Raw genomic sequence first — 19,853 nt, forward strand, 5'->3', positions numbered from 1 at the left:
ATAACGCAGGAGAAAGTCGCCACAAACGCTGCCCGAAGGGTTCCGCTCAAAGCGCTTTATGCTTTGTTGAGATGTGTTTGCTTAGAATGACTAGGCAGCACACACCTCGCCTCGCCTAAAACGCTTTTAGCCAGAACAAAATTTAACCACCAAAGATCAACAGACCCTCGTAACATCTTCAATATACACGTACAACGCGATGACAAATGAAATGACCAGCGTCACTTGCCACAAGCCGTTTTCCCAAAACGTCAGCGGCTCGTCAGACCAAACTCTCAAGGCGACATTAAACAGTTCGCCTTTTAGCGTCATCACTATGACGGCGATAAAATAATAGCTAAGAAACAAAGTGATGTGGCTACGAATAGCCAGCAAGCTTGCTTTCAACGGTATCTTTATTGAGTTAGTCATGATGAAGACCTATAAAAAATAAGTTTGCAGCAAGGTGTTAGACGATGGGTAGATACACGTCAGTGACCATTTCATGTTCTGTCACATCGGGAAACAGTGTCACTCGTTCAAACAATACCGGCACATCACGCAACTTCTCCCCTGATTGCGGCAACCACTTCGTATAAAGGTATCTCACAGCCCAACCAATCACATCGTCACTGCCAACAAAGCGTATCTTGGCGCAACGTCCCCCTTGTAGTGTTTTCAGCGAGATGTTCGGGTCGGATATATCGGTGCTCTTATCTATCTGACAGCAGAGATCAAACCGAAAAGAGGTATCCAGCACTTCTTCTGGGTCGTCATAAATCAAATTGAACGTTCGAAATCGATTGGGAGGAATTTTGTTGGCTTTACGCCATTCAATAAATTTACCTACCGAATACTGCAAGTTCACTGGAGAGTCACGGTGCTCAAACACTGCCACATCAAGCGTCGGCAGTTCCGCATATTCCACACTGAAGTCAGAGTATTTAAGGAATGCTTCATTACGCAATTTAAAAATTCCATCGAAATGCGATTGCCATGCGGCCCAATTCGGCTCAGTTCGAAACGCTGATGGGCTTTGCTCAAACACTTTCCGGAACGCACGCGAAAACGCTTCGCTACTTTCGTAATTGCAATCCAATGCAATCGTCGTGATCGATAAATCGTCGCGATAAGCGATCTGATACGCTGCCTTTTTTAATCGTAAAAGACGAACATAGCTAGCAACAGTGATGCCATATTCCGCAGAAAATAAACGATGAAAATGATGCTTAGAAAGGTGGGCGACCTTGCTCAATGTATCGAGGTTAATCTGTTCGTCCAAATTCAGTTCAATGTATTCGCGCACTTTTTCCAACCGGGCCTTACAATTTGTCATGTACCGCAATCCCTCAGTTTTCATTGGATACTGACGCAACCATAACGCACAAAGAGCCAAAGGACTTGACCAATCTTGCTGATATAAGATGAACTTAACGGATAAAAAAAGGCAGCTCATTGAGCTGCCTTTTTCGACAATACAACTTGATTAGTTGCGTGGCTTTCAAGCCAATAAGCGCTGCCCTGACATGGTATTGTCTTCTTGATAGATAGCCCAAAGACGTTTCGTTGAATCGCCCACCATCTTCACGGGTACCGTCGCAAAGTAGACAGAAGCCAAAATCACCATAATCGGGTCTGCATACACCGCGTATTCTGCGTAACCGCTTGCCATCATTGATGCAGCGATAATAAAACCTACTAAAACAGCAGCACTAATCACGGTATCCATTAACCACTGGCTAGTTTCCGCTTTTAAAATTGTCGACGCTTGTTTACCTGCACGTGACTTCACAAAGAAGTAACACACAAAGCAACCTACCAAGTTAACCACACCAAAAATCAGTGCAGAGCCGGCGTTGACTTCACGTCCACCGTTAAACATGGCTTCAAATGCTGATGCAAACGACACCACACAAACGACTGACACCGCGAGGCCTTTAATTAACACCACCAATGACTCAATAACTTCGGCTTTTTGCGCAGATACACGCTTACCTGATTTTCGATTTTTGCCTGTGCCATTGCCAATATATACCGTTGCGCCTAGTGCCATCAGAGAGAGAAACAGGCTAACCAAAGAGTATGCACCGTCAAACACTATCGCCATGGAACCTGCCCAAAGGCCGATCCCTACACCCAACGCAGCAAAGCAAAAACAAGCAAAACTAGAAAATTTCAGTAAGTTACGTTCTTTCGCATATTCACACGACATAAATCCCCACAAGTGACAAAAAAATTGACTGCAGCACCTTCCAATAGCGCTTTGATAACCACATTACAGCCTATTTCGTGAATCAAAGAGTTACTGAGCGACAAGTTTTTGGTCGCTGGGTTTTTATTCTATTTATTTAGAGTTAAAATCATTATGCGGATTACACGTGTAAACATGGACATAAAATGCGAAGTAGCCAAATAGAAATGTTCCTCACTGCGGTCGAAACAGGCTCAATCGCTGGCGCAGCTCGCGAGCTTGAAAAAAGCCGTACCACAGTCAGTGCTGCGATCAGTGCCTTAGAAGATAGCTTGGGCGTGGAACTGCTCGCCCGTTCGGGGAACAGTGTTAATCTGACAGACGTTGGGCGCATGATCCACGACGATTGCGAACGACTATTACAAGCCGCTCATGACATTGATGCGAAGTGTCGTCAATTTGAAAGTGGCGTTGAATCGGCATTGCGTATTGGACGTGATGACGCTATTCCAGAGTCTTTCTGGCGCGCAACAATGCGTGAAATCCACCAGCTATTTCCCAACTCGAGCGTATCGCTCTACGTTGCTCCACCACCAGAACTTTATGAAATGGTGGATGAGAACATGGTCGATGTCGCCTTTGGCTTGCTGCCCGAAACTCGAGCATTTGGGCGCATTAGTTCAAAAAAGCTAGGTCAAATTCGTATGATGTCGGTGGTTCACAAAGACCACCCATTATCTAAGCTCAAACGTGTACAACGCGCCGACCTAGAACGTTACACCGAGGTCACACTCGCCTATGTGGATGACGAAGGCCTAAAAGCACTCGATCCAATCTCGCCGCACTACATTGCCTTGCCGTTTTATGAACATCTGCGAGATGCGGTATTGGACGGCTCAGGTTGGTCAAACGTCCCGTCGGTCTTACTCAGAAAATACCTCCGAAGTGGTACATTGCAGGTATTGCGTCATTCGAGCGCAATGCAGCTGCAACCTTACGGTCAAATCACCTCTATGGATGCCCATACTGGCGCACTCACGGTTTGGCTGTCAGATCGCTTGGAAGCGTATTTGGCGGAAAATAGCTAATCATAAGTTATTGAACACCAACGTTAATCAGCACCACCTATGAGTTTTGATATTTCCAATCAACGTGTTAGCTTACACAAATAGAGCCGACACCACATGGGCGCAGAAAGGAATCAAGGACATTTATGGAGATCGTCGAAGCGCAATTGGCAGACTTATCGCCGTTTTTTGAGTACTTGGAAAAACAGCTTGCAGAAAACGCTGCCGACAAAACCCCACTGTTTCAGCCTGTCGCCAAAAAACACAGCCATGTTACTGAGCAACTAAGATCCAAATTTAATGATGGTTTTAGTATTCCCTTTGGAGAGAGCGGATGGCGCAAGCTCTGGCTGGTTAAAGACATCAGCAATAACACCATTCACGGACACATCGATTTACGCCACCACAGTGACCACTACACACTTCATCGCGCTTTATTGGGCATGGGAGTGGATAGTCAGGTAAGGAAACAAGGAATAGGCCGAAAACTCATTGAGCGAACGGTTGAATTCTGTCATTCGCATAACCGAATTGACTGGTTAGATTTGCAGGTACTTTCTAACAATACCCCAGCAATCAAGTTGTATATACCCAAACAATCTGGAGATGCAGGATTCAGCGAGGTTTACTGACGTTATGATCTAGGCGTCCCTTTGCCGATGTAGTGATCTCCATCAAAAAGGGATAACACCGAGCATGGCGTCAGTAAACTCGCCCGAAGGGAGGCCCTCAGTGCGTCCACTTCATCGTTAAATTCCTGTGAAATAGAATGGCTATTCCTACAAGAATTTGCCTTGAACTGAACGCACTGATGGCCTCTAAAATCGAGCATCTTCAGGTTGATTGGGTATATATCCAATGGTTTCAGCGCTGTTGGGGAAATCGCTGATTTATATCGCATTGATGGAAAATCCGTGTCAGAAATAACCATGACACTAAACACGATAAGAAAATAATAAAAAACCCACTAAAAAGCATTTATTTACCACATAAAAACAAGCCAGACCAAAACCAATTAACCATCACTCATTCTGTTTGTTTCAAAAAAAATAATCAAAAACCAAACCTTCCATATGAAACATGTTAAACCAGCCCTCCCCTAGCATTTTCTCACCCTAAGATGAAAAATATTTCACCATAATAAACAAATAATTAAAGGAGATTTTCGAATTTTTTTCGATCTCATGAAATCAACTCAGAAACCCATAGGTCTATTTACATGGCTTTTAAAGGCATTTAAACCAGCCATTCATTGCATTTCAGGTTGATATATTCACCGCATGCAAGGATGAGCACTAAGTTATTAGCAACAATGCTAATTGCACGTGAAAATATTGGAGAATATAGCATGAATAAAATCGAAAAAAGCGCCACCTTTGCTTCTGTTGCTTTGGCTGTTGCCTTGAGCACATCTGCGTTTGCAGCTGAATCACCAAAAGGTAGCAGCGGTGCTGCGATTGGTGCTGGTGATAAAGTGCACTGCTATGGCATACACTCTTGTAAAGGTAACTCAGATTGTAAAACAGCCGAGCATGCATGTAAGGGCCAAAATCAGTGTGGCGGACATGGCTTCAAAGGCATGAAAGCAAAAGAATGCCTCGATGCTGGCGGCACGATCTCCGATATTTAATTACGAACAAAAGGGATAAAGAAATGACTTCTAGCTTTGGTCTTGGATTACGCACTCAGCACTACAATGATTTTCTGAATGCGCCTCAACCTGTCGACTGGCTAGAAGTGATCTCTGATAACTACATGGTCAACGGTGGAAAACCGTTGACCATGCTTGACCGTATTCGTGCTGACTACCCTATGGTCATGCACGGCGTGTCTCTCTCCATAGGTTCAATCAATGGACTAGACACTGACTATCTTCAAAAACTCAAAGCACTCGAACAACGCATTGAACCTATGTGGGTGTCTGATCACCTATGTTGGAGTGGCGTTCATGGACGTAAGCTTCATGATCTCATGCCGCTCCCCTTTACCCAAGAAGCCCTAGACGTAGTAGTAAGAAATATTCACCAAGCTCAAGACGCACTACAGCGTCCATTGGTATTAGAAAACGTATCCAGCTATGTCGAATTTACCGCGTCTGAAATGACAGAATGGGAATTTCTCTCTGCGATAAGCCAAGCAACAGGGTGTAAGTTGTTACTTGATATTAATAATATTTACGTTAGCGCGTTCAATCATGGTTTTTCAGCGATAGACTTCATTCAAGGCATTCCCAAAGACAGTGTTCAACAGTTTCACCTTGCAGGCCATTTAAACAATGACGACCATCTTATTGATACCCATGACCACCCTGTGTGTGATGGCGTTTGGACACTCTACGAACAAGCACTAAAACGATTCGGTGAGACGCCCACCATGATAGAGCGCGATGACAATATTCCACCGTTAGCAGAATTACTTTCAGAACTAGATACTGCACGAACTATTGCTCACAACGTGTTGAATGCGGAGGGAGTGATATGAAGCTGCAAGAAATTCAAGACCAGTTCCAAAGCATCGTTTTAAACGAGACATGTCGTGACGCTAATTGGGTCAATCAATCAGCACAACGGCTGTCATCTAAAGACCGATTAGCGATATACCACAACGCCTACCGTGTTCGGCTAATTGATGTGTTACGCGACACCTTTGGGCACACAGTGACCTATCTTGGTGACGACTGGTTCAATCAATTAGCGGCCGATTATGTGCAATCACACCACTCTTGTTACAACAACATTGGTTTCTATGGTGACGTTTTTCCCGAGTTCTTAGCACAACAGCTTCCCGATGATTTAGAAGTATCCGAGTTGGCAGCATTAGATTGGACGCTTCGACGAGCCTTTGACGGCGCTGACAGTCCTGTTATGACACTCGAAGATCTACAAGGCATCGCTAGTGCAGAATCGCAAGACGGAACACTAAAAACCGTTCCTACCTTGTCGGTCACAACGCATCACTTCAATACGCTAGATATTTGGCATGCCATTGATCAAGATGTCGCGCCCCCAGAAGTCGCCCCGCTGCCACAGCAAATCAATGTACTTGTTTGGCGCAAAGGCCATTCTCCGCACTTTCGTAGTATTAGCTCCATCGAGTCTGCCGCTATTGGTTATGTGTCATCAGGTATGAATTTGAACGATTTGGGCGCAAAACTGAGCGCTCAATTCCCTGATACAGACATGTCAGTTGAATTCGGGCAAATGCTCCTTCGCTGGATCAATGATGAAGTGCTTGCGATATAGCTATCAAACCCTAAAAGGGTGAAATAGCCATTTCAAATAAACGGCTATTTCAGCCATCCAACACTCGTCTAGATCTCCAAGCTATACCTTTCGGCTAATCACATTGGCGCCATTGATATTCGATTGAAAGCCGAAAAGAGTGTGCTAATCTCTAGGGTCTGTTTACCTTTGGTGATGATTTTTGCAGCAGTTTGTGGGGGCTGTATTCAAGGCAGAGGCTTCGATGTGTAGCTCGCCTACATGAGAAGACGATAACGCAGGAGAAAGAGCCCACAAACGATGCCCAAAGGGTTCTACTAAAAGCGTTCTCTGATTTGTTGAGGTGTATCTGCTTAGAATACTAGGTGGCATACACCTCGCCGCGCCTAAAACGCTTTTCGCTAGAACAAAATTTATCCACCAAAGATCAACATACCCTAACAACTTAGCATTCTCTCAGTAAGGAATCATCATGACGACGTCCACCCCTTTTCCAATCGGTACACCAGGACAACCTTGGGGAGAGGAAGAAAAAGCGCAATGGTTAACGACCACCAACCTTAAGCGCAGCTACAACGATGATGTAATCAGCAAAATTAATGCTCTGAAAGACCGCTTCGACGTGGCTCAATACGGTGCCTTGTCTTTTGATGAAGCGCGTTACCCTCAGTTTGGTATTCGCAGCCGTGATTTCGATAAAAACAAACCCACCATTTTGATCACTGGCGGCGTACACGGTTACGAAACCAGCGGTGTTCATGGTGCATTACAATTCCTAGATACCGAAGCACTGGCATTTACAGAGCACTTCAACTTTATCGTTGCACCGTGTATCAGCCCGTGGGGCTATGAAACCATCAACCGATGGAACCCGTACACTGTCGATCCAAACCGCTCGTTTGTTGAGAACAGCCCATCACAAGAAGCTGCAAACGTGATGGCGTGGGTTAATGGACTGGGCGTAAAGATCTTCGCGCACATCGATTTACATGAAACGACAGATACCGACGACACTGAATTCCGCCCTGCGCTCGCAGCTCGCGATGGCAAAGATTATGAAGAAGATACCGTTCCAGATGGCTTCTACACCGTCGGTGATACCGACAATCCAAACGTTGATTTTCAAACTGCCGTTATCGACGAAGTGCGTAAAGTGACCCACATTGCACCGGCTGATGCGACAGGAAAAATCATTGGAACGCCAGTGGAGCAGGAAGGCGTGATCAATTACCCCGTCAAAGCACTAGGGCTTTGTACTGGTTTCACTGATTGCGAATACTGCACCACCACAGAAGTGTATCCAGACAGCGAAAAGGTGACCGACCAAGAATGTAACGATGCACAAGTTGCAGCGGTTCGCGGTGCGCTGAATTACCTACTTGCCGCACGCTAACACCCTTTCATCGCATATCGCCATCACTTTCTAGACGCACACCCTTTCCCTATTGTGGGTGTGCACTCTCACCAATGAGACGCTTACCCACCCCTTGTACTCGCTACACTGGCTGTTTATCCAAGGACGGCGGGAACAATGCCAAAAAATAAAAAAGCATCCCAAATCATACATTTGATGGAAAACTGTGTATTGGTACTGATTTTCCTTGCCACTATCTATGCCATTGGCGAAGAAATTTACTTGGTGATTGTTAACCGAACGGTATCAGTAGGTGATTTGCTGCTAATGTTCATTTACCTCGAAGTATTAGCCATGGTTCACAGCTTTTTCGAGTCTGGAAAAGTACCAGTGAGAATGCCGCTTTACATCGCAATTGTGGCGCTCGCCCGCTATCTCATTTTAGATATGAAGAACATGGACGATTGGCGAATTCTTGCCATCACAGTTGCAGGGCTTGTCTTGGCAATTACCGTCTTTGTCATTCGCATTGGGCATATCAAATTCCCCTACCCCAAAGTCCCTGGTAGCGAAGAATAAAAAATCAACAGCCACCATTGCGGTGGTTGTTTTGATTAGCCTTTATAGGCCAGAGAATCTAACGCCCCCATGCCGCTGTGCACACCACCTTCCGTCACTTGTGATGACTTGCTTCGGATCAGGTAGCCCGCGTAACCTCCACTATCGAGCGCTGGTTCGCCATCAATATGAACAGTGAACAATCCAATCTCACTGATCAGATCGTCAATGACATATATCTCTCCTTTTCGTACCACATAAGCTGCCTGTGAACGTGGCAAAGGATGCAATCTACGCATCAAGGACCACGCTTCATATTCATTCGGATCCAACGCCGTTAGCTTGGTGTGTATATTTTCACCGAATACGCAGTGACCCCCTCCTTCGCCTTGGTTTTTCAATACCCACTCATCAAGGGGACGCTGTTTAATCCACTCTGCACTTTGCTCATCCACGGCAATCATATCGCCCAGTAAATACTTCACTTCCTGCGCTTCCGATTCGGTCAAACCAAAACGCGTTAATGATTCAGCAGGCGCCGATGACAGCAACATTTGCAGACGTTTGCTTGTCGCCAACTGTTGACTGACCGTTGCATTCACCGCCACACGATGTTTTTCAATCATCACACGGGTTTGCGCTAAGGCTTCACAACACGCTTTATCAACAATGTCATGGGCCACATAATCACTAAACTGATAACCAGCACGAAGGTACACACAATCAATACTACCAATGCCCTCTAACATCAGACGTCGATTGTCTCCTGTCGACAACCCGTCGTAGAGCTCTCTGAATGTTCGACGCACGGTACGAATTCCTTTGGCTTGCAGCGCGTGCTCAAGCAAATGCTGATCATAAACGTTGTCTTCACGATCTTGCACCACCATAAGAAACGTTGGTGCGCCTGCATCTGAAAACTCATGTTTGATCTTCCATGTCGATGCCGCGATACCTTCCGCCAATCCATTCAACGCACTATTGGGGATAGGCTCACCCACTTCACTACCTGACCATTCAGCGTAAGGCGAAGGCCATTGCGTACACAAATAGCGATGCAGTTCATGAATGCGTTGACCAAATGGCCCCATACCTGCGGCAATACCGTTAAACTCAATCAATTTAGGACCAAGCGTGGCGTCATCCATAAAATCGCTACGCATGATCAGCAAAGGCAAGCATGTCTGTCCGTTCACACCACTGTTTTCTACTCGACTATTTTCTGCGTGGCTATGAATATTTTCAGCCATACGCAAAAGCGCTTTAAAGAACACATTGCCCGCCGTAATGGGGCTAATGGCTTCAACCAGAAACGCATGATCTTGCGATACCGCATGAACTAGCTTTCCAAGCAGATGAACAGACGACTTGAGCCTCTCAAATCGAGCGCTTTCGATGACGGTTGGCGTTAATGTAAATGCAGGGTGTCTTGCTGAATCATCCGTCTGTTTTAGTGCCATACCATGAGTTAACGCCCACTCAACCGCTTCATTCTTGGCTTTTTCTGTATTTTTATAGGCCATGTCAGTTTCCTTTATCACTCAATCACATCGCTCGCATTTCAATTTAAGTCCACATCGCCTGATGTTTATGACTCTTTACCGCGAATCTCGTCATTCCCGGGCTCATTTGAAGAGGCCTGCACCAATCACTCATTTACCGAATAGGGGTGAACACAAATTTAACATTCGAGATGTCTATCATTTCCTCAACATTTTAACTGTCTTACACTGGCGTCAAATTGTTAAGGAGATGATATGGCTGAGAAATTTATTGCTTGGGGAAAGATTTTCGAATCTGGCGTCGAAGAAATTGATAACGAACACAAAATGCTGTTCCACATCGCAAATCAGTTCTATGACAATATTCGCCGCGGTGACGATGATGCCGTTGTGTTTGAAACCCTCAATAAATTGATTCGCTATGCCGAAACCCACTTCCGCCGCGAAGAAAACATGCTGGTTGAAATCGGCTATCCCGAAGAAAAAGCTCTGCGCCATAAGGCCCACCATCAAAAACTGATCAATCAAATCTTTGAAGTCTATGAAACGCAGTTTGAAGTCATTAACGATCGCATTGTTGACCAGCCCGACAAAGTAAAAGCGTTCCTCACCGATTGGCTGATTATGCATATTCTGACGGAAGACAGGGATTACTTCCGACATATCGAAGAGCAATCTCTCATGTCAGTGGAAGATGCAAACCCATAGCGGGGCATTGTAACAAACTGACTAACGAGCTAACGAGCTAACGAGCTAACGAGCTAACGAACAACACATGACATGACATGACAAACAGTGGACGCTTTTTGACAACTCAAGGGGACAAAATAAGGACAAGATGTGTCTTAGCAAAAGGCGACGTCTTACTATGACACTCCTGTCTAATTGGCGGGTGCACAGACAAGAAACGCCGATGCCGAGCAAGGCAGTGGTTTGCTCGTCACCGGCGTGTCATGTTGCACTTTTTACGTGTTGATCAGTTCTATTTAAGAAGCGCGACCATAGCCTCACCGACACCGTGAGCACTTGCTGGGTTTTGGCCTGTTACCAGACGTCCGTCAGCAATAACATGCACGCCCCAAGGCTGGATTTTGCTAAATTTCGCCGCTTTACGCGCCAGCGACTCTTCCAATAGGAAAGGAATATCGTTAATGGTACCAAAATCAACTTCTTCTTCACGAGTAAAACCTGTTACAGCTTTGTCTGCAATTAAGGGCTGTCCATTACTCAAGGTAATAGGAAGCAGAGCCGCTGGGCCGTGGCACACTGAGCCAATCACGCCGCCTTTTTCGTAGAGCGTTGCTGCTAGACTTGCTGTCAAAGCATGCTCGGCCAAATCAGAAAGCAAACCAAACCCACCTGGATAGAAAATGGCATCGTATTCGTCGATGTTAAGCTGACTCACGGGAATGGTATTGTTCACACGAGATTGAAACTCAGCGTCATTAAAAATGCGCGCGTTTACCTCATCACCTTCTACAATTTCGCCATAAAAAGGCACAGCGCCGCCATTGATGGAGGCAACGTCGTAGCTGAAACCCGCATGTAAAAATGCATCCAATGCGTGAGTCATCTCAGGGGCGTACGTGCCGTTCGCTTGATCAGTTGTACCCAGCGTGGCGTGATTCGTAACGATGATAAGAACCTTTTTCATAACCTAATCCTTTTGATGCGAATCGACTTGGAGAAAAGTAAGCCGTTCGATACCCACCATTCTATGCTTTCGCCAAATGGGTGATAATCCGTTAAAATGAAAAACCGTCTTTGCTATATGGCAATAATAAAATGAATCTTCACTCTCTCAGTTTTGATGGCATTGTTGAATTCGTGACTGTGGCTGAAACCAAAGGATTTAGCGAAGCAGCGCGCCGTTTAAACTGTTCTGTCAGCCATGTATCTCGCCAAGTCTCTCGTCTAGAACAGCGACTTGGCACCGCCCTATTTGCACGATCCACACGCTCGGTAAAACTGACAGAGACTGGTCAGCAGTATTATCATCAATGCCAAGAACTAGTGAGCGGGCTTGATCAAGCCAATGAGATGGTGACAGGGACGCAGTTTGATTTACAAGGTACGCTGCGCATCAGCATGGCAGGGTCGTTTGCAGAGCAATTCGTTGCTCCCGCACTAGTGGAATTTGCCAAGCAACATCCAAAGCTGACAGTCGAAGTAGATTTCAGCACACGACATGTCAATTTTGTGGAAGACGGTATCGACTTCGCGATTCGCTATGGACGATTGCAAGATTCTGGGTTGGTAGCGAGAAAGCTCGCTGATCGTAGCTTAATGGCAGTGGCATCACCGAATTATCTTTCGGAACATGGCGAGCCACAGCATCCTAAAGCGTTGGCGCAGCATTCATGCTTAATCACCAACAACGATACATGGTTATTTGAGCATGAAGGCAAAGAAATACCCGTGAAGGTATCAGGGCGTTTCCGGTGCAACAATGCCAACGCACTGGTGGAAGCGTGTAAAGGCGGGCTGGGGATTGGTTACATGCCAAAAAGCAGTTTTCAAAACGCAGTCAAAGATGGCGACTTGGTTCCTGTCCTCACACCATATTGGACACAGAAAATCACCTCATGGGTGGTGTATCAAAACCGTAAGTTCTTACCGCTCAAAGCGCGTCTCGCTATCGATCATTTGCTGACACACTTTGCGGGGTGGCAAGAGTAATGGGATTTCATTTTCAAGCCACATTTTTCAGAGGCTGATTAATTGATGCTTGTCTTAACAAAGTATTCCTTTTTGATCTCTTCATCGCTCTGTTTTTCGCTCAATTCTTTATTTTACGCTTTGCTTCTGCCCACCTTGGTCAGTCCATTGTTTACTGTGGTCTGCGACAGCTTTCTCTTTCCTTTGTCACAAAACTGCGGCTATACCGTACAGCTTCTTCTTTAATCAATATATTTTGTAGGGATAACTCAGCGCCCTATTTTGGTTTCATGCCAGTAGAGGTTGCAATAACAAGGACAGAGAGCAGGAGTACCCAATGCAAAATTCCTTTGACCAAAAACTGCCTGATTCACAAGGATATTTCGGTGAGTATGGTGGAAGCTTTATCCCACCAGAGTTGGAATCCATCATGGCTGAAATTGCTGCAGCTTATGATGAGTGCCGTAAAGACCCTTCTTTCAGAGCTGAACTAGCTCGCCTATATAAGCACTATGTTGGCCGGCCGAGTCCTATCTTTCATGCAGAAAACCTTTCTACAAAATACGGCGCTGATATCTACCTGAAACGTGAAGATCTCAACCACACTGGCGCACACAAAATTAACCACTGTTTAGGTGAAGCCCTTCTGGCAAAGAAAATGGGTAAAAAGAAACTCATCGCCGAAACAGGCGCCGGCCAGCATGGTGTTGCTCTCGCAACGGCTGCGGCGCTAGTAGGGCTGGAATGCGATATTTACATGGGAGAAGTGGATATCCAGAAAGAGCACCCAAATGTGGTACGCATGCGTATTCTTGGTGCCAATGTTATTCCCGCGGTTCATGGCCGTAAAACACTTAAAGAAGCGGTTGATGCTGCATTTGAAGCTTATATGAAAGACCCAATTACGCAAATCTATGCCATCGGGTCTGTGGTGGGTCCGCACCCTTTCCCTATGATGGTTCGTGACTTTCAATCAATCATTGGCAATGAAGCAAAAGTGCAATTCAAGGAGATGGCAGGTGGCCTGCCCGACAACCTTGTTGCCTGTGTTGGAGGGGGCTCAAATGCCATGGGCTTGTTCACTGCATTTCTTGAAGATGATGAAGTTGCAATCCACGGTGCAGAACCAGCGGGTCGTTCATTGAACCTAGTAGGGGAACATGCTGCAACATTGACCCTGGGTGAACCAGGAATTATGCATGGTTTTAAGTCATACATGCTCAAAGACGACAAAGGCGAACCCCAAGAAGTGCACTCGGTTGCGAGCGGACTAGACTATCCCTCAGTAGGACCTCAGCACAGCTATCTAAAAGACAGTGGGCGAGTAAACTACGGTACAGTCAGTGATGATGAAGCGATTGATGCATTTTTCGAGTTGTCTCGATTGGAAGGAATCATTCCGGCTATCGAATCAGCTCATGCCGTCGCCTATGCGATTAAACTCGCTAAACGAGGCGAAAAAGGGTCGATATTAATCAACCTTTCTGGTCGAGGTGATAAAGATATCGATTTTGTTGTCGAGAATTACGGTAAGAAATACGGCATTGAATCGCTGGTTTGATTTTGACTGCGTAACAACATCAACGCTCACGGGCAAGTGGGCGTTTTTAGCGAGAATGAGCTTGACGGCTTCTTCACTTCAAACCTTCTATACTTTGCCTGATGAGATATTTGAGGTTGTGATATCACGCCATGCTGACAGATATTAACTACCACCCCATTCAAGGAAGTGTGTTGCAAGACCAAGGTTATATAACCTTGTCCCCTGCTGCGCCTCTTAGCCATTGGGTGCATAGTTATTGGCAGTTGAATGTACCGTTGGGCCGCCATTGCTATCGAAGCATGCCTGATAATTGCGTTGATGTGATTGCGAACCTGCATGATGCAGAAGACATATTCATCGTGACACCATACTCATCAGCAATGTCATTCGAGCTTTCAGGGCCTGAAGCCTATTTCGGTATCCGATTTCAATTGCTCGGACACAAGGTTGTTGTTTCAACGCCGCTTGAAAACTGGGAAATGTTGCTATCCACTGACACACGAAAAGCCGATGTCATCCCGCCGAGGGTATTAAACGCAATTCGAGAATCTATTACATTTAACCTCTCGTTTGAGGAACGCTGCCATCATGTGTCGGCTTCTTTGCTGAACGCAGCAAGACAACCCAACATAGATCATCGTCTCGCACGCTTTATCCGCTACTGTCACCACAATATTTCATCAAACATCGTCCTTTCTGACAGAACATGTTCTGAGTTTGGGTTATCAGCACGACAGCTTCGCAGACTGACTCAGCTTCAGTTTGGTCTTTCACCACGAGAATTTGCGAGAGTCATGCGATTTCAACACACACTAGATGCGATCAAGCGCAATCCGAATGGCGCTTCATGGGCAGACAATTACTACGATCAATCTCACTTCATCCGAGAGTTTAAGCGCATGTCTGGCTCAACACCTAGCGAACTGTTTAATTTGTCCGTTTTGTACAATATCGACTAGCCCCTACCGCAGATACTCGTCGAACGTTATTCAATAAGGACAATGAAAATGATTGAGTTTCAGTCGATGTTTCCCGTTATCGTCACTGCAGAATTAGACGCGCTAAAGACGTTTTATCTCTCAACTTTCGGTTTTGACGCCGTGTACTACGATCCAACGTTTTATTTGCATCTAGTGTCACCATCAACAGGCATCCAGCTTGGCTTTCTCATGCCAAATCACCCCTCACAACCCGATTTCTTGCACACCAACATGGTGACTGACGGGTACGTGATTTCATTGGAAGTAAGAGATGCAGCAAAAGCGTTTGCAGATGCAAAAGCCATGAACCTAAACATTGCGATGGAATTGAAGGAAGAAGTATGGGGACAAATACACTTTATGGTTGAGGATCCAGCAGGCACGCGTATTGATATCGTTGAACACGTCGCATCGCCCAAATAAAAGAATGACAAAAGGTACAAGGGCGAGGCAAGAGTCTGCAGAACGCACTCAGTCTAACCCCTTTCAAAGTTAGCCATTGAAAGGGGGGAACAGGTAGAAGCTATTTCGCCCTTGCTGATATTTACCGCTTAGCCTTCAGGGTTTTGTTTATCACTGATCTCTGCATAACCATGAAGAAGTTCAGTCAGTGCATTAACCCAACCAAACACCTCTACAGGAGCATTTTTGAGTATCGCTTCAACGTGCTCACAATGTGTTTCGAGAGAAATAGCTTGCTCCAAACGAAACGAAATTGCATAAAAGTGCCAAAGGACCAGTCTGGTCATCCTCTCACTGTTTTGCTTCGCATTTTCTGAGTCATCAAACGCTTGCTGAGTTTCATTCAGAGCTATCGCCGTCATGCGCAACATTGCATCAAGGCGTGCCGACAACAGTCGTTCCTCGCTGTCGATTTCTTCTTGCTCAAAAGTGAAGATCTCACTCATCACGTCTTCTGGCACCATTCTACTTATGATTCGGGCACTAAACTCTTCCAGTTCATGGCGGGGCATGGTGACGAGACATTCAAAGGTGTAATCACGAAGCATAAAATCACTCTAATTCGATATAAATTTCAATGCTCGCATTCTAAGTACTGAAATATCATTTACCACTACTTATGTGTGTTTATCGCAAGATTTAACCCTAAGCGCGACAGGAAATAACCATATTGCATATGTGAGCGGCCAGTTCGACAAACTCAGCGTCCTTTGACTCCATTCTCCTCTGTCACATTATCTGCAAACTCCCCCTTACACCAATTGGCTATCGACCCATTGAAGAAAGGTGCGAACTTTCGGACGATTTTCAGTGCCTTGTGGGCACAAGATACTATGGCATCTATTTGTCTCCATGCTGGGGTAAGGAGCAACTAACTCACCAGATTCCAACGCATCTTTCACGAAACGGTATCGGCCCATTGCAACACCTAAGCCTTTTTTAGCGCCGTATACAGCCATATCCTGATGGGTAAAGGTCGTAAATTGTTTGAACGTATCAAGCACCACCTTTTGCTGCTTTGCCCAGCGTTTCCAAGCCGTCGATTTCTTTGCATAAAGGAAATTCACGCGCTTCAGCGAATCTAATCCATCTTCAAACAATCGATGCGTTTTTGCGTAACCCGGTGTACAAACAGGAACATACTTTTCGCCAAACATCTTCTTGTTAAACATATTAATTCTCTCGCGCTCACCGAAATATATCGCGACATCAATGCCGTGCGCATCAAAATCTAGCTCGACGTCATTGGTAAGGATGTTGAGATTAAACTTGGGGTATTTGGCTTTGAAGTCTGAAAGGCGTGGAATGAGCCATTCGTTGGCGATACCCGGCGATGTCGCGATCGTCAATTCACCTGAGAGCTCCGTCGTCCGAATATTGTCAATTTCGCTGAAAATAGAATTGAGTGACTTTGATAATGTCGCCTGAAATTTTTCGCCTTCTTCGCTCAACGCTAGCTTGCGTGTGCGCCTGATAAAAAGGTTAAAACCCAGCTCTTTTTCGAGCACTTTGATTCTATGACTTACCGCTCCTTGCGTTAAGTGAAGCTCGGTTGCGGTTTCTGTAAAGCTCAGTGTTCGGGCTGCTGAGCTAAAGGTGTGCAAATTTCGCAGAAGAGATTGATGATTCATAAAAACACTATGCATTAAAATTCTTAATCCATAGTGCACACCAACTGGTTTGTTTGCAACGGAAATTAATGCGTAAATATCCCCAATATCTTTGCTTTTACATGTTTTTTCGAATCAAACCCACTGTAGAAGCAAGCAATTCTTATCACATTTTCAGATGACAATTTTGGGGGCTACATGAATATCCTTGGGTACATGCAAAAAGTCGGTAAAGCATTGATGGTGCCAGTCGCCACTTTACCTGCAGCGGCAATATTAATGGGGGTCGGCTACTGGTTAGATCCTGTTGGCTGGGGTTCTGAGAACATCATTGCTGCATTCTTGATCAAGTCTGGTGCTGCAATCATCGACAATATGGCAGTGCTGTTTGCTGTTGGCGTGGCGTTCGGACTAAGCCGAGATAAAAATGGGGCCGCAGCGCTGTCTGGCTTCATCTTTTTTATGGTTGTAACAACACTATTGTCACCAGAAGCAGTGAGTCAATTGCTGAATGTTTCAAGTGAAGAAGTACCCGCTGCCTTCGGGAAAATAAGTAACCAATTTATCGGTATTTTAGTTGGTATCTTGTCTGCGGAAATTTATAACCGATTCCACACAGTAGAGCTTCACAAAGCACTCGCATTCTTCAGTGGTAAAAGATTAGTTCCCATTTTGACCTCTATTGCGGGTATGTTTTTGTCGTTCGTATTACTCTACGTATGGCCGGTGATTTACGACGCATTAATTGTTTTTGGTAATCACTTACTGGCATTAGATGCCGTGGGTGCAGGACTATTTGGCTTCTTTAACCGACTCACATTAACCGTCGGCATGCACCATGCGCTCTATCCTGTGTTTTGGTTTGATGTGGTGGGAATTAATGACATTCCTAACTTCCTTGGCGGTGCACAATCTATCGCGAATGGTACGGCTATCCCTGGCAAAACAGGCATGTATCAGGCAGGTTTCTTCCCTATCATGATGTTTGGTCTACCTGCTGCGGCATTAGCTATGTACCACTGTGCTGACGCTGAAAACAAAACCGCGACCTTCTCTATCATGATTGCTGCAGCAATGGCTTCATTCTTCACAGGTATTACTGAGCCGCTTGAGTTTAGCTTTATGTTCCTAGCGCCCGCACTGTACTTCATTCACGCAGTACTGACTGGCTTATCTCTCTACATTGCAGCAAGCATGGAATGGATGGCGGGCTTTGGGTTCTCTGCTGGGTTTGTTGACTTCGTTCTCTCAAGCCAAAACCCGCTGGCGACACAATGGTATATGTTAATTGTTCAAGGCCTGTTCTTCTTTGCTCTGTACTACTTCGCTTTCCGATTCGCGATTGTGAAATTCAACTTGAGCACGCCAGGACGCAACGAAAAATCAGAAGAAAATGCCAATACACAAGACATTGGCCCCCTAACACTGGATTACATTGAAGCCATTGGCGGTGCCGACAATATTGTAGAAGTTGATAACTGCGTTACCCGCTTAAGACTTACAGTGAAAGACTCAGCAATGGCAGATGCTGCCAAGCTAAAACAACTCGGCGCAGCAGGTGTCATTCCAATGGGGAAAGCCGGTCTGCAAGTAGTCGTTGGCTTAGGCAAGGTCGATAAAGTCGCTGAACAAATGAAAAGCGTGCTTGCTAAGTAAGGAATTTATTTACTAACACACAATAAATTGGGCAGAGAAACTCTGCCCAACCCTTCCCCCTAGAAGCGCAGTTTCGCCCTAACGAGCGATTCAGCGCTTCACTCCATTAAACGTCTAGAGATCTGCGCTTTGTTGGCTTTCAAATATTCAATATCAGCCAAGTAACTCAGGTGGTGCCCATCTTCAAGGTTAGCGGCGAACTGTTCATTGCCACTTTCAGCTTCATCACGCATGAATGTCACGAGCGCATCTAAACGCGCTACCATCACATCCACCAGTTCTGTTCTCTGCTGTTCTGTTGCGCTATAGGCATCACAAAATTGTTTGGCACGATCAATTTGATCATAAAGCGAACCTAACGCATCTATCTCGTCCGTTTTAAATGGAGCCCAGCAATACACTGCATAGGCCAAATCCCAGACTCTCGGCGCTGGGTGTGCAGTGTCAAAATCAAACACACCGACAACCACGTCGCCATTAAGCGCCACGTTATAGGGTGAATAGTCACCATGACACATCACTTCTTGTGGCGCTCTTACTGGCAGCATCCACGTTAATTCTTCATCATTATTTTCTGCGAGAAACGAAACCGACGCATCATGCAGTTTCCTCAATAAGTTCGCCGCGGAAATCAATGCCGATTCACTCGCGATAGGCCCCGTCAGCGGGTAGTTGTATGTATCCCCGTTGACGAAGCTGAGTACTTCGGTTTGGCCTTTTATAGCAACAAACTGTGGGCATTCACTAATGCCTTGCTTCTGATAATGATTTAACAAACGGTGCACATTGTCAGACCATGGGTTTAGCGGTCTTACGACAGTGTGTTCCTTTTTGTAAATCGAACCCTCTCGACCGCCAGATAGCTCTTCCAACCTAATAACTCCTTTGCTTGTTCGCTCTGTATGACTCCGTTTCTTCCCTATTATCTCAAGTCGGGTGGTCAGAAAGTGATTAGCAGCATTATCAGCACTCACACCCCGAAGTCACTTCTTACGTTTTTCATTTACGAATCAAGACACAAAATATCGCCAGAGGCTGAACAACCTTTCGTTAGGGCGAAAAGAAATAGTGA

The 19,853-nt window shown here is 45.5% G+C and carries 21 protein-coding genes; 13 read left to right on the forward strand and 8 right to left on the reverse strand.

What is annotated here, in order from left to right:
• Nucleotides 1-156 precede the first annotated feature (156 nt).
• From LRP50_RS08700 to LRP50_RS08710, 3 genes are all read right to left on the reverse strand, one after another.
• Nucleotides 157-411, reverse strand: coding sequence for a hypothetical protein (locus LRP50_RS08700; protein ID WP_274164066.1), 255 nt, complete (start codon nt 409-411; stop codon nt 157-159).
• Between the two features lie 37 nt (nt 412-448).
• Nucleotides 449-1,315, reverse strand: a complete 867-nt coding sequence (locus LRP50_RS08705; protein ID WP_274164067.1) for an AraC family transcriptional regulator — start codon at nt 1,313-1,315, stop codon at nt 449-451.
• A 165-nt stretch (nt 1,316-1,480) separates the two neighbouring features.
• Nucleotides 1,481-2,191 (reverse strand): cation efflux transmembrane domain-containing protein, encoded by a 711-nt coding sequence (locus LRP50_RS08710; RefSeq protein WP_274164068.1) that lies wholly within the window; start codon nt 2,189-2,191, stop codon nt 1,481-1,483.
• A 185-nt stretch (nt 2,192-2,376) separates the two neighbouring features.
• On the opposite strand from LRP50_RS08710, the gene LRP50_RS08715 reads away from it, so the two are divergent.
• From LRP50_RS08715 to LRP50_RS08745, 7 genes are all read left to right on the forward strand, one after another.
• On the forward strand, nt 2,377-3,258 hold the full coding sequence (locus tag LRP50_RS08715; protein WP_274164069.1) for a LysR family transcriptional regulator: 882 nt from the start codon (nt 2,377-2,379) through the stop codon (nt 3,256-3,258).
• A gap of 125 nt (nt 3,259-3,383) precedes the next feature.
• On the forward strand, nt 3,384-3,869 hold the full coding sequence (locus LRP50_RS08720; RefSeq protein WP_274164070.1) for a GNAT family N-acetyltransferase: 486 nt from the start codon (nt 3,384-3,386) through the stop codon (nt 3,867-3,869).
• Nucleotides 3,870-4,585: 716 nt separating this feature from the next.
• Entirely contained in the window at nt 4,586-4,867 is a 282-nt protein-coding gene (bufA2, locus tag LRP50_RS08725; RefSeq protein ID WP_274164071.1) for a BufA2 family periplasmic bufferin-type metallophore, read from the forward strand.
• A gap of 23 nt (nt 4,868-4,890) precedes the next feature.
• Complete coding sequence (gene bufB / locus LRP50_RS08730) at nt 4,891-5,718, forward strand: MNIO family bufferin maturase (RefSeq protein ID WP_274164072.1); 828 nt, start codon at nt 4,891-4,893, stop codon at nt 5,716-5,718.
• On the forward strand, nt 5,715-6,479 hold the full coding sequence (locus LRP50_RS08735) for an HvfC/BufC N-terminal domain-containing protein (protein ID WP_274164073.1): 765 nt from the start codon (nt 5,715-5,717) through the stop codon (nt 6,477-6,479). The genes bufB and LRP50_RS08735 overlap by 4 nt, the downstream gene beginning before the upstream one ends.
• 451 nt (nt 6,480-6,930) lie before the next feature.
• Entirely contained in the window at nt 6,931-7,851 is a 921-nt protein-coding gene (locus LRP50_RS08740) for a M14 family metallopeptidase (RefSeq protein WP_274164074.1), read from the forward strand.
• A 138-nt stretch (nt 7,852-7,989) separates the two neighbouring features.
• On the forward strand, nt 7,990-8,391 hold the full coding sequence (locus LRP50_RS08745) for a phosphate-starvation-inducible protein PsiE (RefSeq protein ID WP_274164075.1): 402 nt from the start codon (nt 7,990-7,992) through the stop codon (nt 8,389-8,391).
• Between the two features lie 35 nt (nt 8,392-8,426).
• Here the strand turns inward: LRP50_RS08745 and LRP50_RS08750 are convergent, their stop codons facing one another.
• Nucleotides 8,427-9,893: a glutathione synthase gene (locus LRP50_RS08750; protein ID WP_274164076.1), complete on the reverse strand. Its 1,467-nt coding sequence runs from the start codon at nt 9,891-9,893 to the stop codon at nt 8,427-8,429.
• A gap of 234 nt (nt 9,894-10,127) precedes the next feature.
• On the opposite strand from LRP50_RS08750, the gene LRP50_RS08755 reads away from it, so the two are divergent.
• Nucleotides 10,128-10,580 carry a bacteriohemerythrin gene (locus tag LRP50_RS08755; RefSeq protein ID WP_274164077.1) on the forward strand — a complete coding sequence of 151 codons (453 nt, stop codon included), beginning with the start codon at nt 10,128-10,130 and terminating at the stop codon, nt 10,578-10,580.
• A gap of 274 nt (nt 10,581-10,854) precedes the next feature.
• On the opposite strand, the gene LRP50_RS08760 is transcribed toward LRP50_RS08755, so the two are convergent.
• The gene (locus LRP50_RS08760; RefSeq protein WP_274164078.1) at nt 10,855-11,526 is read right to left on the reverse strand and encodes a type 1 glutamine amidotransferase domain-containing protein; all 672 of its coding nucleotides are present in this window, start codon (nt 11,524-11,526) and stop codon (nt 10,855-10,857) included.
• 131 nt (nt 11,527-11,657) lie between these two features.
• Here LRP50_RS08760 and LRP50_RS08765 point away from each other — a divergent pair, with 131 nt between their 5' ends.
• The 4 genes from LRP50_RS08765 (at nt 11,658) to LRP50_RS08780 (ending at nt 15,476) form a co-directional block, all read left to right on the forward strand.
• The gene (locus tag LRP50_RS08765) at nt 11,658-12,551 is read left to right on the forward strand and encodes a LysR family transcriptional regulator (RefSeq protein WP_274164079.1); all 894 of its coding nucleotides are present in this window, start codon (nt 11,658-11,660) and stop codon (nt 12,549-12,551) included.
• Nucleotides 12,552-12,867: 316 nt separating this feature from the next.
• Nucleotides 12,868-14,091, forward strand: coding sequence for a tryptophan synthase subunit beta (gene trpB / locus LRP50_RS08770; RefSeq protein ID WP_274164080.1), 1,224 nt, complete (start codon nt 12,868-12,870; stop codon nt 14,089-14,091).
• Between the two features lie 131 nt (nt 14,092-14,222).
• Nucleotides 14,223-15,032, forward strand: coding sequence for a helix-turn-helix domain-containing protein (locus tag LRP50_RS08775; protein ID WP_274164081.1), 810 nt, complete (start codon nt 14,223-14,225; stop codon nt 15,030-15,032).
• Nucleotides 15,033-15,080: 48 nt separating this feature from the next.
• Entirely contained in the window at nt 15,081-15,476 is a 396-nt protein-coding gene (locus LRP50_RS08780; protein ID WP_274164082.1) for a VOC family protein, read from the forward strand.
• A 128-nt stretch (nt 15,477-15,604) separates the two neighbouring features.
• Here the strand turns inward: LRP50_RS08780 and LRP50_RS08785 are convergent, their stop codons facing one another.
• Entirely contained in the window at nt 15,605-16,063 is a 459-nt protein-coding gene (locus LRP50_RS08785; RefSeq protein ID WP_274164083.1) for an exoribonuclease R, read from the reverse strand.
• A gap of 204 nt (nt 16,064-16,267) precedes the next feature.
• Nucleotides 16,268-17,146, reverse strand: a complete 879-nt coding sequence (locus LRP50_RS08790; RefSeq protein ID WP_274164084.1) for a LysR substrate-binding domain-containing protein — start codon at nt 17,144-17,146, stop codon at nt 16,268-16,270.
• A gap of 177 nt (nt 17,147-17,323) precedes the next feature.
• Between LRP50_RS08790 and nagE the strand changes: the two genes are divergently transcribed.
• Nucleotides 17,324-18,781, forward strand: coding sequence for an N-acetylglucosamine-specific PTS transporter subunit IIBC (gene nagE / locus LRP50_RS08795; protein WP_274164085.1), 1,458 nt, complete (start codon nt 17,324-17,326; stop codon nt 18,779-18,781).
• Nucleotides 18,782-18,879: 98 nt separating this feature from the next.
• On the opposite strand, the gene LRP50_RS08800 is transcribed toward nagE, so the two are convergent.
• On the reverse strand, nt 18,880-19,653 hold the full coding sequence (locus LRP50_RS08800; protein WP_274164086.1) for a phosphotransferase: 774 nt from the start codon (nt 19,651-19,653) through the stop codon (nt 18,880-18,882).
• Nucleotides 19,654-19,853 lie beyond the last annotated feature (200 nt).

This window comes from Enterovibrio gelatinilyticus (assembly GCF_028683095.1).
Lineage (GTDB): Bacteria > Pseudomonadota > Gammaproteobacteria > Enterobacterales > Vibrionaceae > Enterovibrio > Enterovibrio gelatinilyticus.

Coding starts and splice junctions, on each gene's coding strand:
- LRP50_RS08780 (WP_274164082.1), top strand. CDS start 15,081: ATGATTGAGTTTCAGTCGATGTTTCCCGTTATCGTCACTGCAGAATTA.
- LRP50_RS08775 (WP_274164081.1), top strand. CDS start 14,223: ATGCTGACAGATATTAACTACCACCCCATTCAAGGAAGTGTGTTGCAA.
- LRP50_RS08745 (WP_274164075.1), top strand. CDS start 7,990: ATGCCAAAAAATAAAAAAGCATCCCAAATCATACATTTGATGGAAAAC.
- LRP50_RS08735 (WP_274164073.1), top strand. CDS start 5,715: ATGAAGCTGCAAGAAATTCAAGACCAGTTCCAAAGCATCGTTTTAAAC.
- LRP50_RS08720 (WP_274164070.1), top strand. CDS start 3,384: ATGGAGATCGTCGAAGCGCAATTGGCAGACTTATCGCCGTTTTTTGAG.
- LRP50_RS08700 (WP_274164066.1), bottom strand. CDS start 411: ATGACTAACTCAATAAAGATACCGTTGAAAGCAAGCTTGCTGGCTATT.
- bufB (WP_274164072.1), top strand. CDS start 4,891: ATGACTTCTAGCTTTGGTCTTGGATTACGCACTCAGCACTACAATGAT.
- trpB (WP_274164080.1), top strand. CDS start 12,868: ATGCAAAATTCCTTTGACCAAAAACTGCCTGATTCACAAGGATATTTC.
- LRP50_RS08785 (WP_274164083.1), bottom strand. CDS start 16,063: ATGCTTCGTGATTACACCTTTGAATGTCTCGTCACCATGCCCCGCCAT.
- LRP50_RS08755 (WP_274164077.1), top strand. CDS start 10,128: ATGGCTGAGAAATTTATTGCTTGGGGAAAGATTTTCGAATCTGGCGTC.
- LRP50_RS08765 (WP_274164079.1), top strand. CDS start 11,658: ATGAATCTTCACTCTCTCAGTTTTGATGGCATTGTTGAATTCGTGACT.
- LRP50_RS08710 (WP_274164068.1), bottom strand. CDS start 2,191: ATGTCGTGTGAATATGCGAAAGAACGTAACTTACTGAAATTTTCTAGT.
- nagE (WP_274164085.1), top strand. CDS start 17,324: ATGAATATCCTTGGGTACATGCAAAAAGTCGGTAAAGCATTGATGGTG.
- LRP50_RS08750 (WP_274164076.1), bottom strand. CDS start 9,893: ATGGCCTATAAAAATACAGAAAAAGCCAAGAATGAAGCGGTTGAGTGG.
- LRP50_RS08705 (WP_274164067.1), bottom strand. CDS start 1,315: ATGACAAATTGTAAGGCCCGGTTGGAAAAAGTGCGCGAATACATTGAA.
- bufA2 (WP_274164071.1), top strand. CDS start 4,586: ATGAATAAAATCGAAAAAAGCGCCACCTTTGCTTCTGTTGCTTTGGCT.
- LRP50_RS08760 (WP_274164078.1), bottom strand. CDS start 11,526: ATGAAAAAGGTTCTTATCATCGTTACGAATCACGCCACGCTGGGTACA.
- LRP50_RS08740 (WP_274164074.1), top strand. CDS start 6,931: ATGACGACGTCCACCCCTTTTCCAATCGGTACACCAGGACAACCTTGG.
- LRP50_RS08715 (WP_274164069.1), top strand. CDS start 2,377: ATGCGAAGTAGCCAAATAGAAATGTTCCTCACTGCGGTCGAAACAGGC.
- LRP50_RS08790 (WP_274164084.1), bottom strand. CDS start 17,146: ATGAATCATCAATCTCTTCTGCGAAATTTGCACACCTTTAGCTCAGCA.